Genomic DNA, 23,468 nt, shown 5'->3' with positions numbered 1-23,468 from the left:
GCATGCAGTCATCATCCGCTGAGAAGCTGGTCGTCGTCGAGCCGACCCCCGCTGCTCTCGCAACACGAGTGGCAGACCGATTCCTCACCCGAGTGAAAGCGCGCACGAAGAACGGTCGAATCGCGCATATCGCTCTCACCGGCGGTTCGATGGGTGGCGCGGTTCTGCGTGCAGTGGCGGAGCACCCGAAGACGAGCAAGATCGACTGGTCGCTCGTGCATTTCTGGTGGGGTGACGAGCGGTTCGTCGCCGCTGACGATGCGGATCGCAATGCGCTGCAGTCGCGCGCGGCGCTGCTGGATCACATCGAGCTGCCGGCCGAGAATATTCACGAGGTCGCAGCCGCAGACAGCGGCCTGACCCTCGATGAGGCTTCCGACGCATATGCCGCTGAGCTGGCAAAGTTCGGTACGGATGAGCACGCATGGCCGTCATTCGCGGTGTGTTTCCTTGGCGTCGGACCCGACGGTCACATCGCGTCGCTGTTTCCTGATCGTTCGGAAGTCACCGAGACGGTTGCCGCGACGCTACCTGTGCGCGACTCGCCCAAGCCACCGGCAGAGCGTGTGACGCTCACTCGTCCGGTGATCAACTCGTCCAAGCGCGTCTGGCTGGTACTCACGGGTGCCGACAAGGCCTCTGCACTCGGTCTTGCTCTCGCGGGCGCGAGCTACACCAGCGTGCCCGCTGCGGGCGCCAAGGGGCGCAAGCGCACCATCTTCTTCGTGGATGAGGCTGCGACCTCTGAGGTCTCCGAGGACCTCATCGACCAGGCTTACTGATCGCTGCGTTCGACGCCGGGGCCGTAACTGTCAGTCGATGATTCTGGCGCCTGCGCAGAATCGCCGCTCCCCCGGGGAATTCCGAGATCCTGGCTCTCGCTGAGCACCTGCGGGTGGTAGCGAGCGAGGCTGACAACGCCCCAGATTGCGATCGCGCCGGCGATACCGAAGCAGATCAGTGCCCAGCCTGGCGCCGCTGCAGCTTCGCCGAGTACGAGCATCCCGATCAGGACGGCCACCATCGGATCGACGACGGTGAGCCCTGCGATGACGAGATCGGGCGGCCCGGAGCTGTACGCGGTCTGCACGAAGTAGGCGCCCACCGCGGATGCGGCGACGAGTGCGATCACGCACACCAGGGTGACCCAGTCGAACTCACCTGCCTGCACACGCTTGATGACGGCCTTCGCCAACGTCGCCACGAATCCGTACAGGATGCCGGCGCCGACGACGTAGAAGAGCGCCCGCATGCGGTGGCGGAGGATCAGCCAGCATCCGCCGAGCACGATGATCACGACAAGGAGGATCGCGAGAATCGTGAAGAGCTCGCGATCGGCGATTTCCTGCTCTGTGGCGAAGATCGCCGCGAAGAAGACGAAGATGAAGATGCCGCCCACGCAGGCGCCGATGGCGATGAGGGATTTCTTTGTGGGAGTGTGTCCCGAAATGTGGGCGTTCAGCAGAGTCGTGATCACCAGCGCGATGGCACCCAGCGGCTGCACGACCATCAATGGCGCGACGGACAGCGCAGCGAGTTGGCAGACGATCGCCAGCCCCAGCATCAGCGTGCCGATGAGCCAGGAGGGGCGAGTCAGCAGGTGCTTGAGCTGCCCGACGCTGAGACCGGTCGTACCGGCAGTGCCGCTGAGACGCTCGACCTTCGCGACGCCCCGGTACTGATATTGCGCGCCGAACGACATGAACACCGCACCCGCAAGAGCCAGCGGGATGCCAAGGAGCAGGCCCGGGTTCTCAAACGCACCGACGAGCTGGTCGCCGACATCAGCCGCTGTCATCCACACGCTCACGCTCACACCTAAAACCCTACCGGGCGCTGTGCTCACAGTAGGGTTATGGCGTGGCTGTTCTTCCGATTCGCATCATGGGCGATCCTGTCCTGCATTCCCCCGCATCCCTGGTCGAAGAGATCGACGATGAGATCCGCACTCTTGTCGCCGACATGTACGAGACCATGGATACCGCTCCCGGCGTGGGCCTCGCTGCCCCGCAGGTGGGCGTGCCGTTGCGCATCTACACGTACTCTTACCCCGACGATGATGACCAGCCGTGGCGTGGTGTGCTGATCAACCCCGTGCTGTGGATGTCGCCGCCCGAGCCTGGAGCGCCTGATCCCGACGAAGAATCCGAGGGATGTCTCTCCTTCCCCGGTGAGCGCTTCCCGCTGCGCCGCGCCGAGCGCGTGCTCGTGACAGGCCTCAATCTGGACGGCGAGCCGGTGCGCATCGAGGTCGACGGATGGCGCGCGCGCATCATGCAGCATGAATTCGATCACCTCGACGGCATCCTCTACGTGGACCGACTTTCCGACGGCGATTGGAAGACGGTGCAGAAGATCGCACGCAAGCAGAAATGGGGACGTCCTGGTTCAAGTTGGATGCCTGGCGTCGACGATCTGGAAAGCTAAGTGCGTACAGCTTTTCGATTGAAATTTCAAAGTTGCGGCATAGATTCGCACTGAAGTAGCGTTCCCTGGGCGAGGTATTCATCCTCGACCGACTAACCATCCTTGGAGGGGACACAGAATATGAGAATGCGCACACGTAGCGCGCTGGCCTTTGCCGGCACGGCTGTCGCGTTAAGCCTCGCACTGACCGGATGCAGCGCGCTGAGCGGCATCCTCGGCGGCGGAGACGCCCAGCGCGACGACGAGGGGAACGTCACCGAGGAGTCGACAATCGGCATCTTCGCGCTGAAGGTCGGCGACTGCATGCCCGCCAGCGACACAGACGGCGAGATCTCCGATGCCGATGTCGTGCCGTGCACTGAACCGCACGCGGATGAGGTGTTCTTCGAGTTCGCGCTTGCAGAAGGCGACCTGCCTAGCGAAGACGAGATCACCGCCGAGGTCGAAGCCCAGTGCGTCCCGGCATTCAACGACTTCGTCGGGTTCGACTACTACGAATCCGCCCTCGACTTCTGGTGGCTGACTCCCACTGAAGAAACCTGGACGCAGGCGGACGACCGCATGGTGCAGTGCGTGATCTACGAACCGGATCCCGCTGACGCAACAGGCCAGGCACAGCTCGATGTCACCGGCTCCCTTGCAGGTGCTGCGCGCTGATCCAGCCGCTCGTTGAAGAAGAGACTTCGCCATTCGGCGGGGTCTCTTCTTTGTTGCGCAGATCACAGGGCGGCGAGTACGCAGAAGGCCCCGTCGTGATGACGGGGCCTTCCACATTCTGCTCCCCGAATTGGACTCGAACCAATAACCTGCCGATTAACAGTCGGCTGCTCTGCCAATTGAGCTATCGGGGATCATGCGTCGTCGCCGAGGCAACTCTACGATCTTAGCAAACTCCACAGCGTGCTTGTGACATCGTCGAAGCCCTCGGGCGTGTCGTCACGCGCTTCACCGAACCCGCGAATCAGCCTCGGCATTCGGTACCCAGAGCAGGTCTTTGCCCACGCCGCGAGCGACGACGTGTCCGCCCTTCAACATGAGCGTTTCGGCGTTCAGTTCACGGATGAACGCGGCATCGTTCGTCACGAGCAGAGCGCCCATACCCTCTTCTTTGCGACGCCTGGTGATCGCATCGAACACAACCGGGCGCACCTCCAGATCGAGGTTAGCGAGCGGCTCATCTGCGATGAGTACGCGCGGCTCCAGCACGAACGCACGCGCGATCGCGACGCGCTGACGCATCCCGGCGCTGAGCTCGTACGGAAACTTCGCTGCAGTACCCAGCGGAAGGTGCATCTCGTCGAGCAGTGTCGCAACCCGGATCGCGAGAGCCTTGGTGTTAACTCGCTTCTCCCGGATCACGATCGGTTCGGAGATCACCTCGCTGACTGTCAGCGTCGGCGAAAGATCTGCGCCAGCACCTTGGGGAATGAATCCGGTGAGGTAGGTCAGTTCACGGTGCCTTCGACCAGGCTTGCGCACATTCACACCGCATACCTGTGCATGCCCGCCAACGATGCGCACTGACGGGTCAGTGGAACCTGCAAGGGCGGCGACCAGCGTCGATTTGCCAGAGCCGGTGGGCCCGGCGACGCAGATGAGTTCGCCGGGAGCGAGCTCGAAGGTCACCCCATCGACCGCGCGCGTCGCCAACCCGCGACCCATCCGATCAATGACGAGATCGGAACAGTCGATTGCGTGCGGAGAAGGAGACCGGCCAGACATAGGCTCCATCCTCTCCCGAATTCGGTATACCGGGCCGTTACGACTCGGTGAAGCGCTGACGCTCGATGTCGAGATCACGAAGTTTCATGCGCAGGGCACGTCCTCCATCGGAATCAGCAGACACTCGCTGCACAGCCCCGAGGAGCTCGTTCTTCTCGCGTTCCAGATTGCGCAGAATCATACGCCGCCCGAGATCTGCGGTCGATGCGACAGCACCGGCCTCATCGCGCGCGGGGAACGGCGTCATGAGCAACTCACCGGCGAGAGAGCGGTATGGCTCGCGCACCGCGTTCACCGCATCCATCGCCCAGCCGACGCGGGTGCGATCCGCGACCGCGATCACGACTTCGCGTACCGCTTCGAGAGCAGGATGCCGGAACGGCACCTCCAGCGCGCGCGAGAGCATCACCTGATCAACTTGGTGGCCGTACTGCAGCGCGCCCATGAGCGCGCCCCGTTCCATCGCGATATCCGCCGTGCGCGGCAGGCTCGACAATGTCACCGGAGCAATCTCTGACGAATCCGCCCCTGCCTGCGTCGGCGATACCGGCTCTCGTCGCGCCGGCGCATGGCTCTGCCCGCGCGCTGCACGCTCAACTTCAGCGCGCACCTCGGTGGGATCCATGCCGAGTCGGCGAGCGAGTACCCGCTCATAACCAGGCCGCAGCAGCCGGTCACGAATCTCCGCGACGATAGGGGCGGCAGCGCGTAACGCCCCTACCTGGCCTTCTACCGTGGCCAGGTCGAATCCCGCAAGCTTGCGGTCGATCGCGAACTCGAACATCGGCACCTTGGTATCCATGAGAGAGCGCACGGCGGCATCCCCACGCTGCAGGCGCAGGTCACAGGGATCGAGCCCATTGGGGGCGACGGCGACGAAAGTCTGCGCATTGAAGCGATCGTCCTCCGTGAAGGCGCGCAGCGCTGCCTTCTGCCCTGCCTCATCCCCGTCAAAAGTGAATACCACCTCGCCCGCGGCGGAATCGTCACCCATCACACGGCGCAGCACCTTGACGTGCTCAGAACCGAATGCCGTGCCACAGGTGGCGACTGCGGTCGTGATGCCCGCGAGGTGACATGCCATGACGTCGGTGTAGCCCTCGACGATCACCGCGCGCCTCGGGTCACCGCGTGAGATGTCGCGCTTGGCGAGGTCGAGCCCGTAGAGTACCTGCGCCTTCTTGTAAATCGGCGTCTCCGGGGTGTTCAGATATTTCGGGCCCTGATCGTCATCGAACAGCTTTCGCGCACCGAAGCCGATCGTCTGACCGGTGACATCTCTAATGGGCCACACCAGACGGCCTCGGAAGCGGTCGTATACGCCCCGCTGCCCCTGCGATACGAGTCCCGCCGCCAGCAGTTCGTCACGGGTGAACCCCTGCGTGGTGAGTGCCTTGAGCATCCCGTCCCAGCCGCGAGGAGCGAAGCCGACACCGAAGTGCGCTGCCGCACCGGCATCGAAGCCGCGCTCACCGAGGAACCGGCGGCCCGTCTCTGCCTCTGTGCTGAGCAGTTGGCCACGGAAGAACTCCGCCGCAGCCGTGTTCGCCGCGTAGAGACGGCTGCGGCCACTGTTCTCTGGTGCGGCACCGCCGTCTTCGTAGTGCAGCGTGTAGCCGATGCGGCCCGCGAGCTTCTCCACCGCTTCGGTGAAGCTGACATGGTCCATCTCACGCAGGAATGAGTACACATCCCCCGATTCGCTGCAGCCGAAGCAATGGTAGTAACCCACCTGCGGCCGCACGTGGAAGCTCGGGCTCTTCTCGTCATGGAAGGGGCACAGCCCCTTGAGGGATCCGACACCGGCCGACTTCAACGCAACGCGCTCACCGACGATATCGGCGATGTTCGTGCGAGATTTGACCTCATCGACGTCTGCCTGAAGGATCCGCGCCATCAGTTGGCCCCCTCGACCACACGGGTCGGTACGTGCACACCGACCCCAGCGCGGGCAGTGCGCGGCGTCCAGATACCTACCTCGGCCGGGTCGATGTCGCCGACGAGCCTGCTGTGCCAGTCCAGCGCCGTCTGATCGGTGAGGCTCGCGATCTGATCGACCACGACCCTGGCTCGCTGCGCGTCGGTGGACGCTGCCACGAAGTCAGCGGCGAAGGCCGGCTCGAGAACGTCAGCGCCGGCTGTCCACAGGGCATCGGTCGACCAGAGCGAATCGGCAAGCCGCTTCAACACTCGACGTTGCTCCTTGTAGACGCCCTTGCGTGCTTCGATGGTGACGATAGCCTGGCCCATGATTCCCTTGAGTACGGCAATCTCTGTCTCGACGACGCGCGGCACGACGACGTGCGCGTTGTACCGGGCAAGAGATGGCCCTCGATATGCCTCACGAGTCGCGCTGACCGAGGCACGCGCGAAGCGGCCGATCAAGTCACTTGTGAGGTTCTTGAGCCGGGCAAGGTCACGACGTGAGCGGTCAAACGACTTCAGCCACATCGGCTGACGTGTCAGCCGATACAGCGCATCAGCGAGCTCTTCTCGAGTGAAGTCGTACCCGACCCACTGCTGGATGCGACCGACCAGCGCATGATGTTCCGCGGGGTCGGAGAGCTGGGCGACATCGAGGTAACCGTTGACGATGGCATCCTCGAAGTCGTGCACCGAGTACCCGATGTCATCCGAGAGATCCATGATCTCCGCTTCGATGCAGCGCAGTCGGCCGGGGGTGCCTTCGCGCATCCATCGGAAGACCGGCTCGTCATCGGGATAGACGCCGAACTTCAGCCGACCCCCGGGGTCAGGAACAGGATTGTCAATCGTCCAGGGGTATTTGCAGGTGGCATCCAGGCTCGCCCGCGTGAGGTTGAGCCCGACCGAATGATCGTTCTCATCGAGCGCCTTCGCCTCGAGGCGGGTGAGGATGCGCAGCGACTGCGCATTGCCCTCGAAGCCGCCGATAGGCTCCGCCCAATCGTTGAGGGCGCGCTCGCCGTTGTGCCCGAACGGCGGATGTCCGAGGTCGTGACTGAGGCAGGCGGTGTCTACGACATCGGCCGAGACGCCGAGCTCGACAGCCAGCTCACGGCCGACCTGTGCGACCTCAAGCGAGTGCGTCAGACGGTTGCGGGCGAAATCTGCCGTGCTCGCAGGGCTCAGCACCTGGGTCTTGGCGGCCAGTCGCCTCAGAGCGGCGGAGTGCAGCACACGCGCCCTGTCTCGGGCGAATCCGTCGCGCTCAGAACGATGAGTCTCTGCGACGAAGCGCTCGGTGTCGCGCGGCTCGTATCCGTCCAGAACTTTAACCACCGCTGTTCTCGATCTCCGCACCGCGCAGCATCTCGCTGGCGTCTGCCGCGACCTCGCGCGATTCCAGCCATTTGTCCGGCAGTGCTGTCCGCTTCGGCCGACCGGAACGCCCGCGCTGACCCTCGGCATCCTCACCGGGGTATGGCGCGTCGTGGTCGAGCTGACCGAGCAGATCGTCGATGTGCGCAAGGCTCTGTGCGGTGGCAAGGCCGGTGCGCACGTCGCCACCGACCGGATAGCCTTTGAAGTACCAGGCGACGTGTTTGCGAATATCGCGGCATCCGTGAGATTCGTCGCCGAGGAACTCGACGAGAAGCTCGGCGTGACGACGGAACGCGTTCGCGACGAAGCCGAGAGTGGCATCGACCGGACGAGACTCCGCGCCGAATGCCTCAGCCAATTCTCCGAACAGCCAGGGGCGGCCCAGGCATCCGCGACCGACGACGACCCCGTCGCAGTCTGTCTGCGCCATCATCTGCACAGCGTCAGCGCCCGACCAGATATCGCCGTTGCCGAGCACCGGGATGCTGGTGACAGCCTGCTTCAACTCGCCGATCGCATTCCAGTCGGCGTGACCGGAGTAGAACTCGTTCGCCGTGCGCGCGTGCAGCGCGACAGCTGCGGCGCCGGCATCCTCTGCGGCACGCCCCGCGTCAATGAAGGTGAGGTGATCGGGGTCGATGCCCTTGCGCATCTTGACGGTGAGCGGGATGTCACCGGCTGCTTTCACCGCCTGTGTGACGATGTCGGCGAAGAGTGTGGTCTTCCAGGGCAGCGCTGCTCCCCCGCCCTTTCGGGTGACCTTGGGTACGGGGCATCCGAAATTCAGGTCGATGTGGTCAGCGTGATCTTCCGCGACGATGATGCGAACGGCATCGGCAATCGTCTTCGGGTCGACGCCGTACAGCTGGATCGACCGCGGCGTCTCACTCTCGTGATGCTGGATGAGACGCATGGTGGTCTCGTTGCGCTCGACCAGCGCACGCGAGGTGATCATCTCACTGACGTAGAGGCCGGCACCGTATTCACGGCACAGGCGTCGGAATGCCGTGTTCGTGATCCCCGCCATGGGGGCAAGGACGACGGGCACGTCGAGGTCGATCGGGCCGATGCGCAACGCGCGCGCGGGAGCAGGAGCCATAGTCATATCCCCTCTATTCTCCCACCCTCCCGGCCTCCGGCGCCTCAACGCGACATAGGCTGTGGATATGACCGATTCCGCGCTGCGCCAGATCCCCTTCACGGATGCCCGGGGAGTTGAGAAGACCCTCAACGACTTCGGTGCTGATGTACTGCTCGTCGTCAACGTCGCGTCGAAATGTGGCCTCACGCCGCAGTACGAGCAGCTCGAACAGCTGCAGCGCACCTATGGCGAACGCGGCTTCAGTGTGGTCGGCTTCCCGAGTAATCAGTTCATGGGGCAGGAACCTGGCTCGATCGAGCAGATTCTGGAGTTCTGCTCGACGACGTACGGCGTGAGCTTCCCGATCAACGACAAGGTCAAGGTCAACGGCAAGAAGGCCACTGACCTTTACAAGGCGTTGAAGCAGACATCGGATGCCGGTGGTAAGTCCGGCCGGGTGGAGTGGAACTTCGAGAAGTTCCTGGTGCTACCGGACGGCTCCGTGAAGCGCTTCCGCCCGAAGCAGAAGCCGGACGCCCCCGAGATCGTCGAAGCGATCGAGGGCGCCCTGACTCGCTAGAGCGCCCTCGCTAGACGGCCGTTTCTTCTACGACCGCGACATCGTCTGCTGACTCGCCGCGCTTGGCCCAGAGGTCGCGCAGCACGTTCTCAAACGTCTCCGGAGGCTGAGCGCCTGAGATGCCGTACTGTCCGTCGATGACGAAGAACGGCACGCCCTGGATGCCGTACGCCTGTGCCTGCGCCTGATCCTGGCGGACGGCGGGCACGTACTTGTCGTTGTTCAAGGCGTCGCGAGCGGCGTCAGCATCCAAGCCGACCTCAACGGCGAGTTCGACAAGGTCATCGACCCGGCCGACATGCTTGCCCTCGATGAAGTACGCCGACATCAGACGCTCTTCCATCTCGAGCTGGCGCCCCTCTGCCTTGGCATGGTGGAGAAGCTCGTGCGCCTTGATGGTGTTGGTGTGCTTGAGCAGGTCGAAGCGGTATTCGAGACCGGCGTTCTTGGCGACGTTCGTGACGTTGTCGAGCATCTGCACGACCTGCTCACGCGGCATGCCCTTATGTCCGGAAAGGAAGTCGATCTCGTCGCCTTCGAAATCGACGGGAGTGTCAGGTGCGAGTTCGAAGGAATGGAAGGTGACGGTGACCTCGGGGGCATCTGCATCGCCTGCGATGGCGTTGAGGCCTGTCTCAAGATTGCGCTTGCCGATGTAGCACCAGGGGCAGGCGATGTCGGACCAGATGTCAATTGAAATAGGTTTGCTCACATCAGGGGGAACCGACGCAAAGCCCCGAGTATTCCGTTGATAGCATCTTCGAGTGCTTACCGCCGATGACCCACTGCCCCTCGTGCCGCATCGTGTGCTGATCGCAGGGGTCACCGGAGCGGGCAAGACGACGCTCGCGAGCCGGATCGCCACACGCTGGGGCCTTGTGCATCACGAGCTGGATGCCCTGCACCATGGGCCAAAATGGACGCCGCGGCCGGAGTTCCTCGACGACGTCCGCGCGTTCGCCGCGACGGACCGTTGGGTCACCGAGTGGCAGTACACCGGCAAAGGTACCGACAAGATCCTGCCAGTGCGCGCGGATGTGCTCGTCTGGATGGACTATCCGTATCCGCTCGTTCGGCGCAGACTGATCCGCCGGACGATGAAGCGCCGAATCTTGCGTACAAAGCTGTGGAACGGGAACGTCGAACCGAACCTGTGGCAGGCACTGTGGGTTCGAGGCGACGAAAACATCCTGGACTGGCAGAAACGCACGCGCAATAAGTGGACCGATCGGATGCCGCACATCGAGGCAGAATTCCCGCACCTGACGATCGTGCGGCTGCAGCATCCCCGCGAGACGGAAAGTTGGCTGCACGCTCAGGCGTCCGGCACATCGACCGCACCACCGAAGCGGCGATCCCGCGATACGTAAACCTCGATCGCACGCCACAACTCCTCGCGCGAGAAGTCGGGCCAGAGCGTGTCGAGGAACACCATCTCGGCGTAGGCCGACTGCCACAGCAGGAAGTTCGAGGTGCGCTGCTCCCCCGAGCTGCGTAGGAACAGATCGACGTCGGGCATGTCCGGTACGTAAAGATTGCGACGGATCATCTTCTCGCTGATCGCATTCGGCTTGATCTTCCCCGCAGCAACATCCCCCGCGATGTGACGCATCGCGTCGACGAGCTCGACCCGTCCGCCGTAGTTGACGCACATCGTGAGCGTGAGCACATCGTTGCCCGCCGTCAGCTTCTCGGCATGCTGCAGCTCCTTGATCACCGAGCCCCACAGTCGCGGCTTGCGGCCAGCCCAGCGCACCCGCACACCCCACTCGTTGAGCTGGTCGCGGCGCCGATGCAGCACATCACGGTTATAGCCCATCAGGAAACGCACCTCTTCGGGCGATCGCGCCCAGTTCTCCGTCGAGAAGGCGTACACGCTCAGGTGTTTGACACCGGCCTGGATGGCGCCGGCCACGACATCGAGCAGCACCTCTTCCCCGGCCTTGTGACCCTCGATGCGGCTGAGCCCGCGGCGGTTCGCCCAGCGACCATTGCCATCCATGACGATTGCCACGTGCTCCGGCACCTTGGGAAATGCAGGAGGATGGATGCCCGTCCAGGCCAGCGGACGATACGCGACGGCATCCTTGTGCGTGTACGGCTTCGGAGTCAACGGCTTCCCTCTCGAGACGAGTCGGAGATGTGAGCGAGCGAGCGGATGCCGCGTTCCAGATGGAACTGCACATACGCGGAGATGAGCCCAGAGCTGGCTGCGGTGTCAGAGTGAGCTGCGGCATCCACGGCATCCCACTCGCCGCGCATCAGCGACCGCATCAGCTGCAGTGTCGACTCCGAAATCTTGGGGCTGCCGGCCGGCGCGCAGTTCACGCACACCATCCCGCCGAGCTGGCCGACGAAGTTGCGGTGTGGGCCAGCAGTGGCGCATCGGGCGCAGTCTTTCAGTGAAGGCGCCCACCCTGACAGCGCCATCACACGCAGCAGGTAGGAATCCAGGATGCTGCGCGGAGCGTGCTCACCACGAGAGAGTGCGCGCAGCCCCCCGACCAGCAGCAGATACTGCTCGGGCGTGGCCTCGGCATCGCTCAAGCGATCCGCCGTCTCGACCATGGCGTTCGCAGAAGTGTAGCGGTCGTAGTGTGCCGCAATCTCGCTCCCGTAGGCACCGAGAGACTCCGCCTGCTGCACGATGTCGAGCGAGCGTCCCTGATAGAGCTGCACGTCGGCGACCATGAAGGGCTCGAGCCGCGAGCCGAACTTCGACGAGGTGCGCCGCACGCCCTTTGCGACGGCGCGGATCTTGCCGTTGCGCCGAGAGAGCATGGTGACGATGCGATCTGCCTCACCGAGTTTGTGAGTGCGCAGGATCACCGCTTCATCTCGATAGGTGGGCACCCCTCGATTATCCTCTGCGCAGGTCAGAATAGACGTGTGACCGAACCGCTCTTCACCATTCCGCTCTGGGCGGACCTGCTCGGCGTTGGCCTCGGCGGCATCCAGGGTGCGATGTTCGCTTCCGGATTCCAGGGACAGCGGCGCCTCGATCTGCTCGGTGTCGCGATCATCGGCATCCTGATCGGCATGGGTGGTGGTCTCATCCGCGATCTGCTGCTCGGGCAACCACCGGCGACGTTGCAGAACAACTGGTATCTCATCACCGCCGCCGGTGCCGCTCTCTTCGGCATGTTGTTGGCCGGTCTTCTCAACCGTGCGAACGCGGTCATCGTGGGTCTCGATGCCGTGGTCATCGGTATGTTCGGCGCGTTTGGCACCAGCAAGGCACTCGGACTGGGTGTTCCGGAAGTGCCCGCAGTCTTCATCGGAGTGTGCGCCGCCGTGGGCGGCAGCATCCTGCGCGACGTGATCATGGGGCTGCCCGTCGCGATCATGCATGTCGGGTCGCTGTACGCCGTCGCCGCGGCTCTCGGCTGCACGGTGATCGTGACGATGCACTCGTTCGGTGTCGGCATCACGCTCGCCAGCGTGATCGGGCTGATCGTGACGGCCGTGATCCGTGTGCTGGCTGTGATCTTCGACCTGTCGCTGCCGGAACAGCGCCGCCTCTACCGCCGCAGAGTGGCGGCAGAGACGGGCGCGATCCCGATCGTGAAGCCCTGAGCCTGCTCGCTTAGACCGCAGCGAGCTCGCGCGTGCGGATCGAGCGGTTCACGCCGGACACGATCGCCTTCAGGCTTGCGGTCGAGATGTCGCTGTCGATGCCGACGCCCCACAGCCGCTGGTCGCCCACCTGCAGCTCGACGTATGCCGCGGCCTGCGCGTCGCCACCAGAGCTGAGCGCGTGCTCGACGTAGTCGTACACCGTGATGTCAAAGCCCTGCGCGCGCAGCACCTCGACGAACGCGGCGACCGGACCGTTGCCCGCTCCAGCAACGGCGAGCTGCACCTCTTCGTCACGGAGAGTGACATCGAGAACGACCTCGCCCGACATATCGCTGCGGGTCTGCGTGGCGAGAAGCTCGAACCGACCCCACTTGGCCTCGTCAACATCGGCTGGCAGATACTCGTCGTTGAAGATCGACCAGATCTGGTCGCTGGTGACCTCGCCGCCCTCGCTGTCGGTCTTGGACTGCACGACGCCGGAGAACTCGATCTGGAGCTTGCGCGGCAGATCGATCGCGTGGTCGGTCTTCAGCAGGTAGGCAACGCCGCCCTTGCCGGACTGCGAGTTCACGCGGATGACAGCCTCGTAGGAACGGCCAAGGTCCTTCGGGTCGATGGGCAGGTAAGGAACTGCCCATTCGATGTCATCGACGGTCTTGCCCTCAGCCTCAGCCGTGGCGGCCATCGCTTCGAAGCCCTTCTTGATCGCATCCTGGTGCGAGCCGCTGAACGCGGTGAATACGAGGTCACCGGCCCACGGGCTGCGCTCCGGAACGGGCAGCTGGTTGCAGTACTCGACAGTGCGCTTGACCTGGTCGATGTCGCTGAAGTCAATCTGCGGATCGATTCCCTGCGTGAACATGTTGATGCCCAGCGCGACGATGTCGACGTTGCCGGTGCGCTCACCGTTTCCGAACAGGCATCCCTCGATGCGGTCGGCACCGGCCATGTAGCCGAGCTCTGCGGCCGCGATCGCGGTACCGCGGTCGTTGTGCGGGTGCAGCGACAGGATGATGTTCTCGCGATGTGCAAGCCGGCGGCTCATCCACTCGATCGAGTCGGCATAGACGTTCGGCGATGCCATCTCCACCGTGGCCGGCAGGTTGATGATGACCTTTCGTTCCGGCGTCGGCTCGAAGATCTCGATCACCTGGTTGCAGATGTCGAGGGCGAACTCGAGCTCGGTGCCGGTGTAGCTCTCCGGCGAGTACTCGTAGAAAACCTGCGTCTCCGGGATGCGCTTCTCGTACTCGCGGCACAGGCGCGCGCCTTCGAGGGCGAGGTCGATGATGCCCTGCTTGTCGGTGCGGAAGACGACGTCGCGCTGCAGGATGCTGGTCGAGTTGTACAGGTGCACGATGGCCTGCTTGGCACCGGCGATCGACTCGTAGGTGCGCTCGATGAGGTGCTCGCGTGCCTGAGTCAGCACCTGGATGGTCACATCGTCCGGGATGAGGTTCTCTTCGATCAGCTGACGTACGAAGTCGAAGTCGGTCTGACTCGCGGACGGGAATCCGACCTCGATCTCCTTGTACCCCATGTCCACGAGCAACTGGAACATGACGCGCTTGCGCTCGGGCGACATCGGGTCGATGAGCGCCTGGTTTCCATCACGCAGGTCGACCGCGCACCAGCGCGGCGCTTCGGTGATGCGGTTGGACGGCCAGGTGCGATCGGGAAGATCGACCGAGAACTGCTCGTGGTACGGCCGATACTTGTGGATCGGCATCGTGGACGGGCGCTGGGAGTTCTGCATGATGGGCTTCTTCTCTTCGTCTAAATGGTCAGGCCAACACAAGCGCCGCGACGAGAGAGGCCCTAGCTGTTAGGACTCGTCGCGGCAACTAAGAAGAAGCAGACCGCCGAAATGCATGGCCCCAGCGTACACCCGCACATATGCCTCCCGCCAAATCACGGATGCCTCGGACTGCTCGTCCGAACGGTGGTTGAGACGATCGCGCCGCTGTCGACACCTGGAAGTATGGACATCGCATCCGTTCGTCACACCGTCGCGCGCGTCGTTGCGCTCGGCAGCGTCGGAATCCTCCTCGCCCTCGTCGGATGCACGGCAAGCGCGGGGTCCCCCGCACCGAGCACCTCGGAAGCGGAGTACACCTTGGGAACGCAGCGCCCGACGCCGCCCGCCCTCGATGTCATTGCGACCGGAACCATCATCGACGTCGACGGAGACGCGAAGCTCTGCCTCGGCATTGTGATGGAGTCGTATCCGCCGCAGTGCGTCGGTATCCCACTCGAGGGCTGGTCGTGGGCCGATGCCGCACCCGATGATGAGTCCGGCACCACTCGATGGGGAGCGTATGGGATGTCTGGAACGTATGACGGCACCACCTTCACTCCGACTCACCCACCGATACCGCTCGCCCTGTTCGACCCGATCGCTTACCCCGATCCGGTCACGGGTACTCCAGGGGCAGCGGCCGAGGAGGATCTCGCGACGATCCAGGACACGGTCGCCGAACTCCTCGGACCCGATACATATCTCGCGAGCAGCGCGGAGAACGGCTATCTCGTCGTCGACGTCGTCTGGGACGACGGGACGCTCCAGCAAGCAGCTGACGTCGATTTCGGCCCGGGCTTCGTGGTCATCCGTTCCGCGCTCTGGACCGTCGCGATCGAGTAGCCGCTACGAGGGGCGGCCCGCCATCAGTTCACGGGATGAGCGCGATCTTTCCGCCTGGATGGCCGTCTTTGAGGAACGCGAGCGCGTCCGGCGCCTCGGCCAGCGGGTATGTACGCGCGAGCGGAACCTCGAGAAGACCCTGCTGGGCAAGATCAACCAGTTGACCGCGGATGCTGTCACGGAAGCGCGTGCTCTCCGGCAGCGAGCCCACAATCCAGCGGATGCCGTCCTGCTGCGCGCGCTGTGCCGCAGCGATCGTGACTATCCGTGCGCGATCCGCGACCAGCTCGAGCGACACATCCACGGCCTCATCGGCGCCGACCGCATCCAGTGCCGCCGCGATCTTGCCACCGGCGGCCGCACGCGCTCGGTCGGCAAGGCCAGCGCCATACGTAACCGGGATACCGCCAAATCGACGCACCTCTTCGAATCGCGCCTCGCTCGCCGTACCGATGACCCGGATGCCGTGGTGCGCTGCCTGCTGCAGCACGCTGACGCCGACAGCACCGGATGCCCCGTGCAGCAGGATCGTCTCCCCCGCTGACGCTGCGGTGACAGCCAGCATCTCGGCCGCCGTCGTGCCCGCCAGCAGCAGGTTCGCGGCGGCGGCATGGGTCAGCGTGGTGGGTTTTGCGAAGGCTTTCTCTGCAGGCATCGTCAGCGCTGTGGCGTAACCGCCACCGACACGGAATGCGATGACCTCATCGCCGACCTGAGCCACGCCTGAGCCGATCTCGGTATCACGCCCGATCGCGGTGATCTCGCCAGACACCTCATAGCCGATCGATACAGGTAGCGTGGCACCGCTGCGTGCGACAGCGACGTGTTTGTAGTCTGCCGGGTTCATCCCCGCTGCGTGCACACGAATGGTGATCTCGCCCTGCTCGGGCGCAGGCACGTCGTACTCGACGAACGACCAGGTCTCCGGCGTCCCCCACTCAGTCGCGATCCAGTGCTTGGCCACGTCTGGTCCCGTCACCATGTCAGAACCCGAGGCGTCCCAGCTGCTTCGGGTCGCGCTGCCATTCCTTGGCAACCTTCACATGCAGGCCGAGGAAGACACGGGTGCCGACGAGCTCTTCGATGCCGACACGGGCGCGCTTTCCCACATCTGCCAGGCGCTGGCCCTTGTGGCCGATGATGATCGCCTTCTGGCTGTCGCGCTCGACGACGATCTGCGCATGCACGTCGGTGAGATCTGTTCCTTCGCGCGGCGCGATGTCGTCGATGACCACGGCGATCGAGTGGGGCAGCTCATCGCGTACGCCTTCGAGGGCGGCCTCGCGGATCATCTCCGCGATCCGGTCTTCCAGCGACTCGTCGGTGGTGATGCCCTCCGGGTAGAGCGCGGGTCCCTTCGGCATCAGCCGGAGCATCTCGTCAGTGAGCACGTCGAGCTGATCACGGGTGAGCGCCGACAGCGGGATCACCATGTCCCAGTCTTCACGCAGCGCGTCAACCTCCAGCAGTCGCTCGGCGATCTGCTTGCGGGTCGAGGCATCCGTCTTCGTGACGATAGCGATCTTCTTAGCGCGTGCGTAGCCGTCCAGCGAGGCAGCGATCCGTCGATCACCCGGGCCGACTTTCTCGGTGGCTGGCACGCAGAAGCCAATCACGTCGACGTCGCCCAGCACCTGCTCGACCAGGTCGTTGAGCCGCTCGCCCAGCAGGGTGCGCGGCTTGTGGATACCCGGGGTGTCGACGATCACCAGCTGCCCTGAGGGACGATTCAGGATGCCACGGATGGCGCGCCTGGTCGTCTGTGGCTTCTCGCTGGTGATGGCGATCTTCTCGCCGACCAGTGCATTCGTCAGCGTGGATTTTCCGACGTTGGGACGCCCGACGAAAGTCACAAATCCGCTGCGGTTGGTCTCAGTCATCGTCTGTCTCCTCTGTTGCGCCAGCGGCGCGCTCCACGAATACCGTGGCGATTCCCCGCCCGCGACCGCGCGAAGCGCCGCCGGTCAGGACCAGTCCTTCTATCGTCGCAGTGACCCCCGGTTGCGGGATTCTATCCACGGCCTTGCCGAGCAGTCCGCCGATCGAGTCGACGTCCTCGTCCTCAAGCTCGATGCCGAACAGGTCGCCGACATCGTCAAGGGAGAGGCGCGCGCTGACGCGATAACGGCCATCGCCAAGATTCACGACTTCCGCTGCTGCATGGTCGTACTCATCGGAGATCTCGCCGACGAGCTCTTCGATCAGGTCTTCCAAGGTGACAAGACCCGAGATCCCGCCGTGTTCATCGATCACGAGGCACACATGCACGGCGTCGCGCTTCATCTGCTGCAGCAGCGTCTCCGCCCGCATCGATTCCGGTACGAAGGTCGCTGGCCGAGCGATGGGACGAACGGATGCGGCGCGCCACGCGGAATCGTCACGATAGGCGAACTGCACGAGGTCCTTCAAATACAGCACACCGACGACGTCGTCCGCTTCATCATCAACCACCGGGATCCGGGAGACACCGCGATTCAAAAACAGCGACATCGCCTGGTCTGTCGTGGCGTCGGCATCCACCGTCACCATTTCGGTGCGCGGCACCATGACCGCGCGCACGAACTGATCGGTGAAATCGAAGACCGAGTGGATGAGGTCGCGATCGTCCTCTTCAATCAGGTCATTGGAGGCGGCCTCATCGACCATGCTCAACAGTTGGTCCTCAGAGGCGAAGGAGCTGCGACCGGTGCCGGGGGTGACCTTGTTGCTGATCACGACGAGTCCGTACGCGATGGGGCCGAGGATGAAACGCAGACCACGCACGATCGCTGCCGTCCCGCGGATCATGTCTTCAGCATGGTGCCTGCCGAACGTCCTTGGGCTCGCGCCGACGAGTACGAAGGTGATCCCGGTCATCAGGATCGCCGCGGCGAGCATTGCCCACCAGATGTTTTCGAACATGATTGTGAACGCCACGGTGACGAACACGGCCGCCGTCACTTCAACGAGCACCCGAATGAAGGAGATGGCGTTGACATGCGCGTCGAGGTCATTGCCAATATGGGTCAGAGCCTTGGCATTGCGGCCTTCGACAGCCATGTCGGCGAGGTCGGCACGCGAGGTGACACCGTAGGCGGCATCGGTCGCCGCGGCGAGGCCACCGAACGCCACAAGCAGGAGTGCGGCGAGAAGGAGGAGAATCTCGGTCATCGGCTGCGCTCAGCGTGCGCGAAAGCCTGGATCAGCTCCTTCTGCAGCCCGAACATCTCACGCTCCTCGTCGGGTTCGGCGTGATCGTAGCCGAGCAGGTGCAAGAGGCCGTGCGTGGTGAGCAGGATGAGCTCGTCCATCAGTGCGTGGCCCGCGCCCTGCGCCTGAGTCTCCGCGACCTGCGGGCACAGCACGATGTCACCGAGGAGCCCAGGAGGAGTCGGGCGATCTTCGGTACCAGGGCGCAGTTCGTCCATCGGGAAACTCAGCACGTCGGTCGGACCTGGCTCGTCCATCCATTGCACGTGCAGTGCCTCCATGGCACCCTCGTCGACGAGAACGATTGCAACCTCGGCATCCGGGCTGACGTGCAGCTGGGCGAGGTTGAAGTCCGTGAGTCGCTGCAGGACAGTCTCGTCGATGGTGATGGCCGACTCGTTGTTGATCTCGATCATGATGCGTGTCCTCGTTTGGGCGACCGATCCCGTGGTCCTGGGCGCTGGTTTGTGCGGCGCTCGGCGCGGTTCGCGAACTCGCTTGTCTGCTCACGCTCGTGACGGGCTGCCGTGCGCTGTTCGTCATACTCGCTGTACGCGTCGACGATGCGGCCGACCAGCGAATGACGCACGACATCGGCACTGGTGAGGCGAGAGAAGTGGATGTCTTCGATTTCATCGAGCACGCGGGTCACCAGGCGCAAACCTGACGCGCCCTGCGGCAGATCGACCTGGGTGATGTCACCGGTGACGACCATCCTCGTGCCGAATCCTAGGCGGGTGAGGAACATCTTCATCTGCTCTGGTGTGGTGTTCTGCGCCTCGTCCAACACGACGAACGAGTCGTTGAGTGTGCGGCCCCGCATGTACGCGAGCGGGGCAACCTCGATCGTTCCGCTCGCCATCAGGCGCGGCACAATCTCCGGATCCATCATTTCGTTCAGCGCATCGTAGAGCGGGCGCAGGTACGGATCGATCTTTTCGTTGAGGGTTCCGGGAAGAAACCCCAGCCGCTCCCCTGCTTCAACGGCCGGGCGGGTAAGGATGATGCGAGCGACCTCCTTGCGTTGAAGCGCCTGCACCGCCTTCGCCATCGCGAGGTAGGTCTTTCCGGTTCCGGCAGGGCCGATGCCGAAGACGATCGTGTTCTCGTCGATCGCGTCGACGTATTCCTTCTGGCCGAGCGTCTTCGGGCGGATCGCCTTGCCACGCGTGGTCAGGATGGCTTCGCCGAGCACCTCGCTCGGACGCGGGCCGTCTTCCTGGCGCAGCATCCGCGCGGAGGTCTCGACGTCGCTGGGCGCGAGGTCATGGCCGTCACGTGTCATTACGAGCAGTTCCTCCACCAGGGTCTTCGCCGCGGCTACGCTCGCTGCGTCACCGCTGAGAGTGATCTCGTTGCCGCGCACGAGAATCTGAACATCCGGATGCTCTTTTTCGAGCATCCTCAGCAGTCGATCCTGTGGACCGAGCACCCGCACCATGGCGACACCGTCGACATAGATGCGTTCGGTGACGCTGTTCTGTTCGGGCTCAGGCACCGACGCTCTTTTCTGTCAGGCCGCCAGCGAGAATATGAGCGTGAACGTGGAAGACCGTCTGCCCCGAATTCGCGCCGGTGTTGAACACCAGACGGAAGTCGCCATCGGAATGCTCCGCGGCGATCGTATTCGCGAACGCGATGAGTTCGGCCAGCAGCGTTGGGTCGCCAGCGGCAAGCTCAACAACGTCGCGGTACTGCTCAGTCTTGGGAATCACGAGCAGGTGCACGGGTGCCTGCGGCGCGATGTCGCGAATGGCGAAGAGTCGATCGGTCGACGCGATGATCTCACCAGGGATGTCGCCGGTGAGAATGCGGGTGAAGATCGAGGGTTCCGTCATGTCTCCAGTCTAGGCGAGCCGTGCATCTCCTGGTCTGAGACACCATCCCCCGCACACCACGTCACCACGAGCGAAAGACGACCATCACCACCGGCCGAGAGCGGCCGACAGCACGGCGATCGCCGCCGGGCCTGCCGTAGAGGTGCGCAGCACCGTGTCGCCGAGTCGTACACGCTCGGCTCCGGCCTCGTCGAACCGAGAAAGCTCTTCCGGTGAGATGCCACCCTCAGGTCCGACGACGAGGAGTATGTCTCGCTCATCCGCGCGGATCGACGACAGCTTCGTGGTCGCCGTCGGCTCGAGCACCAGCATCCGCTGTCCGGCGGAGCGCGCGATCAACTGCGCGCTGGTCAGCGGCGAGGATACCTCGGGCACCCATGAGCGATGCGCCTGCTTCGCAGCCTCGCGCACGATTGACGCCCAGCGATCGCGACCCTTGACGGCCTTGGGGCCTTCCCAGCGGGAGATGCTCCGCGATGCCTGCCACGGCACGATCTCGTCCACGCCGAGCTCGCACGATGCCTGCACCGCGAGTTCATCGCGGTCGCCCTTCGCCAACGCCTGCGCGAGCAGGAGCCGGATGGCAGGAGGATCCTGCTCGGTGCGTTCAGTGACCTTCACGTCGACACGGGACGCCGAGACATCGGTCACCGTGCCCTCGAGCCACACGCCCGAGCCGTCACCGATCGTGACGGACTCTCCCACGCGCAATCGGCGTACGACCGCTGCGTGCTTCGCCTCGGCACCGGTCAGCGAGACGACGTCGCCGACTGCGGTAGCCGAGGAACTCTCGACGAGGAAGTGCAGAGCCACGGGGCCTCCGATTCGATGACGCTGAGCAGTAACTTACTTTCAGTGACGGAACCTGTCGCGCAGCTTCGAGAATAGCCCCTGCTGGAACTGCGCGAGCTGGGGCCCGGGAGCCTTCTGCTTCTTGGCGAAGTCCTCGATCAGCGCGCGCTGCGCAGAATCGAGCTTCGTCGGCGTCACCACTTGCACGCCGACTCGCAGATCACCACGCTGGTTGCCGCGCAATGGAGTGATCCCCCGGCCCTTGATCGTGAGCACATCGCCGGACTGCACACCCGAGCGGATTTCCAGATCCACCTGGCCGTCCAGTCCGTCGATCGATGTCTCGGTACCGAGAATTGCATCGGACATCGAGACTTCGAGGGTTGCAAGCAGATCATCGCCGTCACGGCTAAACGCGACATGAGGGGAAACTGTCACTTCGACGTACAGGTCGCCCTTGGGCCCGCCGGCCTTGCCGACCTCTCCGGAGCCCGGCAGCTGCAGACGCAGTCCGGTCTCAACGCCCGCAGGAATATCCAACGAGACTGTGCGGCGTGAGCGCACGCGTCCCTGGCCGGCGCACGTGCCGCACGGGTGCGGAATGACCGTGCCGTAGCCTTCGCAGCTGCCGCACGGCTGCGACGTCACGACGTTGCCGAGCAGGCTACGCACCTGACGTTGCACGTGCCCTGAGCCACCGCAGATGTCGCAGGTCACGGGTGACGTACCCGGTTGCGTGCACGAACCATTGCAGGTTTCGCACAGCACGGCCGTATCGACCTCGATGTCGCGGTGTGCGCCGAAGACAACATCACCGAGATCGAGGGTGACGCGCACCAGCGCATCCTGACCGCGCTCCCTGCGCGACCTCGGGCGACCGCCTCGGCCACCGCCCTGCGCGCCGAAGAACGTTTCGAAGATGTCGCCGAAGCCCCCGAAACCACCAAAGTCGCCGCCTCCGTTGTTGGCACCGTCACCACCGCCCATGTCATAGCGTCGGCGTGAGTCGTCGCCACTGAGCACGTCGTAGGCGTGTGTAACGAGCTTGAACTTCTCAGCGGCGTCATCACCCGGGTTCACATCCGGGTGCAGCTGCCGAGCAAGCTTCCGATACGCCTTCTTGATCTCGTCCGTCGTCGCGTCACGTGACACTCCGAGAACCTCATAATGGTCCGCCACAATCACCTTTCTGCGTGTGCGTGCACGCGTGCAATCCGCTTCAGCGGCTCGCTTCGTCTTCATCGAGCATCCGCGACAGGTAACGGGCGACAGCCCGCGCCGCAGCAAGATTGCTCGGATAGTCCATACGTGTGGGACCCATGACGCCGACGCGCGCAGTGCCCCCCGGAGTGAGATAGTTGCTCGCGACGATCGACGCTTCGGGCAGCCCGAACGGTTCGTTCTCTGCCCCGATACTCGCTGCCAGACCGTGCTCGTCGGTCACCATCTCGCTCATGAGCCGCAGCAGCGTCACCTGCTCCTCGATCGCCTCGAGCAGCGGATGGATGCTGCCACGAAAGTCTTGCTCGCGCCTCGCCAGAGTCGCCGCGCCCGCCATCACCAGCCGTTCCTGTCGGAACTCTGCCAGCTCTTCGCCGATGATGCCCGCCAGCACACGAAGCACGATATCAGTGCGGCTCGCATCGGGTGTGCTGGCCATCGACTGCACTCGATCGGCGGCCTCGCGCACTGATTGGCTGGTCAACAGCGCAGACAGGCGGGCACGAAGCACAGCGACATCAGAATCATCGAGATCGATCGGCAGCCCCGCGATACGTTGCGACACACCGCCGGCATCCGTCACCAGCACCACCAGCAACCTGTTCGGTGCAAGTGATACCAGCTCGATGTGGGTGAGGTGCGCGCGAGCGAAAGACGGATACTGCGCGAGCGCGACCTGCCCGGTGACTTGCGTCAGCACGCGCACGGTGCGCGCCATCAGATCGTCAAGATCGGCAGGATCCGCAAGAAACGACTCGATCGCCGTGCGCTGGGCGCCAGAAAGCGGCCGCAACTGCGAGAGATGGTCCACGAAGACCCGGTAGCCCTTATCCGTCGGCACGCGCCCTGACGATGTGTGCGGTGCGACGATGAGCTCTTCGTCTTCGAGCTGCGCCATGTCGTTGCGAATCGTCGCGGCGGAGACTCCGAAGGAATGCCGATCAACGATTGATCTGCTGCCGACGGGCTCGTGGGTCTCGACGTAGTCCTGCACGATCGCTCGGAGGACTTCAAGTCCACGTTCAGTGACCAACTTTCGCCCTCCCGTCTGGCACTCACATACTCAGAGTGCCAATTCTACCTTCTCCCGATCGC

At 63.9% G+C, this 23,468-nt stretch carries 25 protein-coding genes and 1 tRNA gene; 7 read left to right on the top strand and 19 right to left on the bottom strand.

Features of this window, described 5'->3' with window-relative positions; all coding sequences use genetic code 11:
* Nucleotides 1-2: 2 nt before the first annotated feature.
* Nucleotides 3-782: a 6-phosphogluconolactonase gene (gene pgl, locus ACSU1G_RS00725; RefSeq protein WP_439277988.1), complete on the top strand. Its 780-nt coding sequence runs from the start codon at nt 3-5 to the stop codon at nt 780-782.
* On the opposite strand, the gene ACSU1G_RS00720 is transcribed toward pgl, so the two are convergent.
* A complete protein-coding gene (locus tag ACSU1G_RS00720; RefSeq protein ID WP_439278661.1) occupies nt 776-1,798 on the bottom strand; it encodes a DMT family transporter in 1,023 nt (340 codons plus the stop codon). The genes pgl and ACSU1G_RS00720 overlap by 7 nt on opposite strands.
* Before the next feature lie 62 nt (nt 1,799-1,860).
* Between ACSU1G_RS00720 and def the strand changes: the two genes are divergently transcribed.
* Complete coding sequence (def, locus tag ACSU1G_RS00715) at nt 1,861-2,427, top strand: peptide deformylase (RefSeq protein ID WP_439277987.1); 567 nt, start codon at nt 1,861-1,863, stop codon at nt 2,425-2,427.
* 126 nt (nt 2,428-2,553) lie between these two features.
* A complete protein-coding gene (locus ACSU1G_RS00710) occupies nt 2,554-3,084 on the top strand; it encodes a septum formation family protein (protein ID WP_439277986.1) in 531 nt (176 codons plus the stop codon).
* Between the two features lie 121 nt (nt 3,085-3,205).
* On the opposite strand, the gene ACSU1G_RS00705 is transcribed toward ACSU1G_RS00710, so the two are convergent.
* The 5 genes from ACSU1G_RS00705 to dusB form a co-directional block, all read right to left on the bottom strand.
* Nucleotides 3,206-3,278, bottom strand: a tRNA-Asn gene (locus tag ACSU1G_RS00705).
* A 94-nt stretch (nt 3,279-3,372) separates the two neighbouring features.
* Nucleotides 3,373-4,149 (bottom strand): ATP-binding cassette domain-containing protein, encoded by a 777-nt coding sequence (locus ACSU1G_RS00700; RefSeq protein ID WP_439277985.1) that lies wholly within the window; start codon nt 4,147-4,149, stop codon nt 3,373-3,375.
* A gap of 37 nt (nt 4,150-4,186) precedes the next feature.
* A complete protein-coding gene (gene dnaG / locus ACSU1G_RS00695) occupies nt 4,187-6,046 on the bottom strand; it encodes a DNA primase (RefSeq protein ID WP_439277984.1) in 1,860 nt (619 codons plus the stop codon).
* The gene (locus tag ACSU1G_RS00690) at nt 6,046-7,410 is read right to left on the bottom strand and encodes a deoxyguanosinetriphosphate triphosphohydrolase (RefSeq protein WP_439277983.1); all 1,365 of its coding nucleotides are present in this window, start codon (nt 7,408-7,410) and stop codon (nt 6,046-6,048) included. The genes dnaG and ACSU1G_RS00690 overlap by 1 nt, the downstream gene beginning before the upstream one ends.
* Complete coding sequence (gene dusB / locus ACSU1G_RS00685) at nt 7,403-8,557, bottom strand: tRNA dihydrouridine synthase DusB (protein ID WP_439277982.1); 1,155 nt, start codon at nt 8,555-8,557, stop codon at nt 7,403-7,405. The genes ACSU1G_RS00690 and dusB overlap by 8 nt, the downstream gene beginning before the upstream one ends.
* A gap of 61 nt (nt 8,558-8,618) precedes the next feature.
* On the opposite strand from dusB, the gene ACSU1G_RS00680 reads away from it, so the two are divergent.
* Nucleotides 8,619-9,113, top strand: a complete 495-nt coding sequence (locus ACSU1G_RS00680; protein WP_439277981.1) for a glutathione peroxidase — start codon at nt 8,619-8,621, stop codon at nt 9,111-9,113.
* A 10-nt stretch (nt 9,114-9,123) separates the two neighbouring features.
* Here ACSU1G_RS00680 and ACSU1G_RS00675 read toward each other — a convergent pair whose 3' ends face one another.
* Nucleotides 9,124-9,825: a DsbA family oxidoreductase gene (locus ACSU1G_RS00675; RefSeq protein WP_439277980.1), complete on the bottom strand. Its 702-nt coding sequence runs from the start codon at nt 9,823-9,825 to the stop codon at nt 9,124-9,126.
* 52 nt (nt 9,826-9,877) lie between these two features.
* Here ACSU1G_RS00675 and ACSU1G_RS00670 point away from each other — a divergent pair, with 52 nt between their 5' ends.
* Nucleotides 9,878-10,483 (top strand): AAA family ATPase, encoded by a 606-nt coding sequence (locus tag ACSU1G_RS00670; protein ID WP_439277979.1) that lies wholly within the window; start codon nt 9,878-9,880, stop codon nt 10,481-10,483.
* Here the strand turns inward: ACSU1G_RS00670 and ACSU1G_RS00665 are convergent.
* Complete coding sequence (locus ACSU1G_RS00665; protein ID WP_439277978.1) at nt 10,429-11,226, bottom strand: isoprenyl transferase; 798 nt, start codon at nt 11,224-11,226, stop codon at nt 10,429-10,431. The genes ACSU1G_RS00670 and ACSU1G_RS00665 overlap by 55 nt on opposite strands.
* Nucleotides 11,223-11,966, bottom strand: a complete 744-nt coding sequence (gene recO, locus ACSU1G_RS00660) for a DNA repair protein RecO (protein WP_439277977.1) — start codon at nt 11,964-11,966, stop codon at nt 11,223-11,225. The genes ACSU1G_RS00665 and recO overlap by 4 nt, the downstream gene beginning before the upstream one ends.
* A gap of 36 nt (nt 11,967-12,002) precedes the next feature.
* On the opposite strand from recO, the gene ACSU1G_RS00655 reads away from it, so the two are divergent.
* Entirely contained in the window at nt 12,003-12,689 is a 687-nt protein-coding gene (locus ACSU1G_RS00655; protein ID WP_439277976.1) for a trimeric intracellular cation channel family protein, read from the top strand.
* Between the two features lie 10 nt (nt 12,690-12,699).
* Here ACSU1G_RS00655 and leuA read toward each other — a convergent pair whose 3' ends face one another.
* Entirely contained in the window at nt 12,700-14,448 is a 1,749-nt protein-coding gene (leuA, locus tag ACSU1G_RS00650; RefSeq protein ID WP_439277975.1) for a 2-isopropylmalate synthase, read from the bottom strand.
* A gap of 225 nt (nt 14,449-14,673) precedes the next feature.
* Between leuA and ACSU1G_RS00645 the strand changes: the two genes are divergently transcribed.
* Nucleotides 14,674-15,333 (top strand): hypothetical protein, encoded by a 660-nt coding sequence (locus ACSU1G_RS00645; protein WP_439277974.1) that lies wholly within the window; start codon nt 14,674-14,676, stop codon nt 15,331-15,333.
* A 28-nt stretch (nt 15,334-15,361) separates the two neighbouring features.
* On the opposite strand, the gene ACSU1G_RS00640 is transcribed toward ACSU1G_RS00645, so the two are convergent.
* The 9 genes from ACSU1G_RS00640 to hrcA form a co-directional block, all read right to left on the bottom strand.
* Nucleotides 15,362-16,315, bottom strand: coding sequence for an NADP-dependent oxidoreductase (locus ACSU1G_RS00640; RefSeq protein WP_439277973.1), 954 nt, complete (start codon nt 16,313-16,315; stop codon nt 15,362-15,364).
* 1 nt (nt 16,316) lies between these two features.
* Nucleotides 16,317-17,213 (bottom strand): GTPase Era, encoded by an 897-nt coding sequence (gene era, locus ACSU1G_RS00635; RefSeq protein WP_439277972.1) that lies wholly within the window; start codon nt 17,211-17,213, stop codon nt 16,317-16,319.
* Nucleotides 17,206-18,483, bottom strand: a complete 1,278-nt coding sequence (locus ACSU1G_RS00630) for a hemolysin family protein (RefSeq protein WP_439277971.1) — start codon at nt 18,481-18,483, stop codon at nt 17,206-17,208. Before ACSU1G_RS00630 ends, era begins: the two co-directional genes overlap by 8 nt.
* A complete protein-coding gene (ybeY, locus tag ACSU1G_RS00625; protein WP_439278660.1) occupies nt 18,480-18,941 on the bottom strand; it encodes an rRNA maturation RNase YbeY in 462 nt (153 codons plus the stop codon). The genes ACSU1G_RS00630 and ybeY overlap by 4 nt, the downstream gene beginning before the upstream one ends.
* Nucleotides 18,935-19,963: a PhoH family protein gene (locus tag ACSU1G_RS00620; RefSeq protein WP_439278659.1), complete on the bottom strand. Its 1,029-nt coding sequence runs from the start codon at nt 19,961-19,963 to the stop codon at nt 18,935-18,937. The genes ybeY and ACSU1G_RS00620 overlap by 7 nt, the downstream gene beginning before the upstream one ends.
* A 49-nt stretch (nt 19,964-20,012) precedes the next feature.
* Nucleotides 20,013-20,360 carry an HIT domain-containing protein gene (locus ACSU1G_RS00615; protein WP_439277970.1) on the bottom strand — a complete coding sequence of 116 codons (348 nt, stop codon included), beginning with the start codon at nt 20,358-20,360 and terminating at the stop codon, nt 20,013-20,015.
* Between the two features lie 84 nt (nt 20,361-20,444).
* The gene (locus tag ACSU1G_RS00610; RefSeq protein ID WP_439277969.1) at nt 20,445-21,173 is read right to left on the bottom strand and encodes a 16S rRNA (uracil(1498)-N(3))-methyltransferase; all 729 of its coding nucleotides are present in this window, start codon (nt 21,171-21,173) and stop codon (nt 20,445-20,447) included.
* Between the two features lie 39 nt (nt 21,174-21,212).
* Nucleotides 21,213-22,331 (bottom strand): molecular chaperone DnaJ, encoded by a 1,119-nt coding sequence (gene dnaJ / locus ACSU1G_RS00605; protein ID WP_439278658.1) that lies wholly within the window; start codon nt 22,329-22,331, stop codon nt 21,213-21,215.
* 40 nt (nt 22,332-22,371) lie between these two features.
* Entirely contained in the window at nt 22,372-23,406 is a 1,035-nt protein-coding gene (hrcA, locus tag ACSU1G_RS00600) for a heat-inducible transcriptional repressor HrcA (protein WP_439277968.1), read from the bottom strand.
* Nucleotides 23,407-23,468: the final 62 nt, after the last annotated feature.

The sequence above is a fragment of the Microbacterium sp. A93 genome, from assembly GCF_051842835.1.
This window is presented reverse-complemented; position numbering and strand designations above follow the sequence as displayed.